The organism is Polaromonas sp. P3_C2 (assembly GCF_056402675.1).
In genome coordinates this window covers 1-4,053 of the sequence record NZ_JBFUGX010000383.1, presented here as the reverse complement: position 1 = coordinate 4,053, position 4,053 = coordinate 1, and the positions used below count along the sequence as shown (strand labels likewise).

3 protein-coding genes are annotated in these 4,053 nt (G+C 61.2%); 1 reads left to right on the top strand and 2 read right to left on the bottom strand.

Annotation, left to right across the window (positions count from 1 at the left end; genetic code table 11):
• Nucleotides 1–831, bottom strand: an 831-nt coding sequence (gene apbC / locus AC1DWI_RS15505) for an iron-sulfur cluster carrier protein ApbC (RefSeq protein ID WP_477725157.1), incomplete at its 3' end; no start/stop codon positions are given.
• A 163-nt stretch (nt 832–994) separates the two neighbouring features.
• Between apbC and metG the strand changes: the two genes are divergently transcribed.
• The gene (gene metG, locus AC1DWI_RS15500) at nt 995–3,088 is read left to right on the top strand and encodes a methionine--tRNA ligase (protein ID WP_477725156.1); all 2,094 of its coding nucleotides are present in this window, start codon (nt 995–997) and stop codon (nt 3,086–3,088) included.
• 24 nt (nt 3,089–3,112) lie between these two features.
• Here the strand turns inward: metG and AC1DWI_RS15495 are convergent.
• The coding region (locus AC1DWI_RS15495; RefSeq protein WP_477725155.1) for a GGDEF domain-containing protein at nt 3,113–4,053 on the bottom strand (941 nt) is incomplete at its 5' end.

Here is a 4,053-nt window from a genome sequence, read left to right as displayed (position 1 = left end):
GCCGCAGTTGCTGCAGATGTGCACCGCCATGTTTTCGACGATGCCCAGGATGGGCACGCCGACTTTCTCAAACATCTTGATGCCCTTCTTGGCGTCCAGCAGCGCGATGTCTTGCGGCGTGGTGACGATGACGGCGCCCGTCATGGGCACCCGCTGCGAGAGCGTGAGCTGGATGTCACCGGTGCCGGGCGGCATGTCGACGATCAAATAGTCCAGGTCTTTCCAGTTGGTCTGGCGCAGCAGCTGCTCCAGCGCCTGGGTGGCCATGGGGCCGCGCCAGATCATGGCTTCGTCCTGCGCGACCAGGAAGCCGATGGACATGACCTGGATGCCGTAGTTCTCCATCGGCTCCATGTTCTTGCCGTCCACGCTTTCGGGCCGGCCTTCGATGCCCATCATCATGGGCTGGCTGGGGCCGTAGATGTCGGCGTCGAGCAGGCCGACGGTGGCGCCTTCAGCCGCCAGGGCCAGGGCCAGGTTGACGGCGGTGGTGCTTTTTCCGACGCCGCCCTTGCCCGAGGCCACGGCGATGATGTTCTTGACGTTGGGCAGCAGCTGCACGCCGCGCTGCACGCTGTGGCTGGCGATCTTGACCGTGACGTTGACGGAGACATTGCCGACGCCCGGCACCCCCTTGACGGCGGCGATCAGGCTTTTGCGCAGGCCGGCGATCTGGCTTTTGGCGGGGTAGCCCAGCTCGACATCAAACGAAACGTCGCTGCCGCTGAGCTGCAGGTTTTTCAGGGCCTTGGTGCTGACGAAATCTTTGCCCGTATTCGGGTCCAGCACGGTTTGCACGGCGTTCAAGACGGCCTGTTGGTCCAGGGACATGGGGAAATACTCCGTTGAAACTCGTTGAATCTGGGGGCGGCGGTTGGCATGAAGTCTAACGCCGCGCCGCCAGCCCTGGGGTCATGGGGACTTGCCGGGGCAGCCCCAAGGCTGGGCGACTTAAAATCGCGGGTTACCTCTCCCCTAGCCAAAAAGCACCCTTATGTCCCAGCGCCGCCTGTTTGTCACCACCGCCCTGCCGTATGCCAATGGCAATTTCCATATCGGCCACATCATGGAATACATCCAGGCCGACATCTGGGTGCGGTTCCAGCGCATGCAGGGCCACGCGGTGAACTTTGTGGGCGCGGACGACGCCCACGGTGCACCCATCATGATCGCGGCTGAAAAAGCCGGCAAGACCCCCCAGCAGTTTGTGGCCGACATCGCGGCGGGCCGCAAGCCCTACCTGGACGGTTTTCACATCAGCTTTGACAACTGGCATTCGACCGACGGCCCGGAAAACCACCAGCTGGCGCAGCAGATCTACCTGGACCTCAAAAAGGCCGGGCTGATTGAGACCAAAACGATTGAGCAGTTCTTTGACCCTGAAAAAAACATGTTCCTGCCGGACCGCTACATCAAGGGCACCTGTCCCAAGTGCGGGACCAAAGACCAGTACGGCGACAACTGCGAAAACTGCGGCGCGGTGTATGCGCCCACGGATTTGATCAACCCGTATTCAGCTTTGTCGGGCGCGACGCCCGTCCTCAAAAGCTCCGATCACTTTTTCTTCAAGCTGTCCGACCAGCGCTGTGTGGACTTTCTGGAGAAATGGACGCAAGACGGCAAGCTGCAGCCCGAAGTCGCCAACAAGGTCAAGGAGTGGTTCAGCGTTCGTACCAACCCCGACGGCACCCAAAGCGAAGGCCTGGGCGACTGGGACATCAGCCGTGACGCGCCCTACTTCGGCATTGAAATCCCGGACGCGCCGGGCAAGTATTTTTATGTCTGGCTGGACGCGCCGGTCGGCTACCTCGCGTCGCTGAAAAATCTGCTCGAAAAACGCGGCGAAAACTACGACGCCTACATGGCGACGCCGGGGCTGGAGCAGTACCACTTCATCGGCAAGGACATCGTCACCTTCCACACGCTGTTCTGGCCGGCGATGCTGCACTTCAGCGGCCGCAAGACGCCTGACAACGTGTTTGTGCACGGGTTCCTCACGGTGAACAACGGCGAGAAGATGAGCAAGAGCCGCGGCACCGGGCTGGACCCGCTCAAGTACCTGAGCCTGGGCATGAACCCCGAATGGCTGCGCTACTACCTGGCCGCCAAGCTCAATGCGAAGAACGAAGACATCGACTTCAATGCTGACGACTTCATGGCGCGGGCCAACAGCGATTTGATTGGCAAATACGTCAACATTGCCAGCCGCGCGGCGGGATTCATTGCCAAACGATTCGACGGGAGAATGGGCCTCATTAAAGGCGATTCCAAGCACTTGCTGGAAACGCTTATTAGCGAAGCTTCGAGCATTGGTGATTTGTATGACACCAGAGAATTTGCAAAAGCCTCTAAAGAAATCATGTTCTTGGCTGATCAAATTAACGCGTATGTGGATGCAAACAAGCCGTGGGACTTGGCGAAACACCCTGATCAACGCGAAAAGTTGCACGAGGTCTGCTCTACCTGCGTCGAAGCATTTCGCCTGCTCACCATTTACCTGAAACCAGTGTTGCCCGCTCTCGCAACAGATGTAGAGGCGTTTCTGCGAATAGAGCCGCTTCAATGGACGGATCAGTTCAAACCACTCCCGCATGGCCACCTGATCGGCGACTACAAGCACCTGATGCAGCGCGTCGACATCAAACAACTTGAAGCACTGTTTGAGCCTCCAGCCCATGCGGAGTCTGGACAAGCCGCTCCTGATTCAATAGCAGAAGCCRCCGTACCCGGCGGCGAGGCCATCGCGCCCGTCATCACCATCGACGACTTCGCCAAAGTCGATCTGCGCATTGCAAAGATCGTCAATTGCGAACCGGTGGAAGGCTCAACCAAACTGCTGCGCCTGACGCTGGATGCCGGCGAAGGCCGCATGCGCAATGTGTTCAGCGGTATTGCCTCGGTCTACAAGCCTGAAGACCTGGTCGGCAAACTCACGGTGCTGGTGGCCAACCTGGCGCCGCGCAAGATGAAGTTCGGCATCAGCGAAGGCATGGTGCTGGCCGCCAGCCACGCGGATGAAAAAGCCCAACCCGGTATCTATGTGCTGGAACCCTTGCCGGGCGCTACACCGGGCATGCGCATTCACTGAGTTTGCTGCGCAACGCCGCCTGCGTCAGGCCGGTGCCGAATTCCTGGCATCCGCCGCCCCGGCCGCAAAGCGCAGGCCGGTCCCCGAACGGCTGGAAAGCTCGCCAAGCACAAGGCCCAGCGAGTGCAGCAATTGCGTTGCATCGCCTTCCCTGAAGGGCGCTTCGGCCACCGCGACCTTGAACTGCAGCACAGTGTTGGGCGGCAGGCTGGGGCTGTCGGCCAGTCCGCGGGCAATCAGCCGCTGGCCGATGTCGGTAAGCGCCCCGCGCGTCAGGTGCCCCTGCAGGATCAGCACAAAGTCTCCATCGCGATGACGGGCAACCGTATCACCCTCTTGCGCAACACTTGTGACACAGGCGCCGGCCTGGACTACCGCGCTTTGTGCCGTCTCCATGCCGTAGTCCTGCCGGATATCCAGGGCGTTGCCCAGCCGGATGCGCACCACCGCGCCCGCACCGGGGTCGCGCTGCTGGCGGATCAGCAGCGCGTCCAGCCGCTGCAGCAGCACGCGGTGGTTGCCCAGGCCGGTCAGCGGGTCGACGCGTGTCAGCGCACCGACGCGCGCCTGGTTGTCGCGCTTTTCCCGGCTGCGCAGGTACAGGGCCATCAGCAGGAAAAGGATTTCCAGGGCGGCACCGATTTGCGCGCCGAACTGCGTGGCCGTGCCCAGGGGCATCAGGCCCTGCGTGCGCAGGATGGGGAAGATGGAGCCCACCGTGAGGCACACCATCGCGGCCATGATCCAGATACCCACCGCCGGCCGGCGCCAGGTGTACCAGGCGGAAACAAAAAGGTAGACGGCGATGCTTCCGATGTAGTAAGGCGTGGCCAGGTTGAAAGACGACTTGTTCCCCAGAGCCAGGAAGGCCAGCACGATCGCAAAGCCCAGAACGGTCATGGCCAGCAACCCGCGGGAAAGCCAGGGCACATCGCGGTCAACCACCATCTGGCGCAGCACAAGAT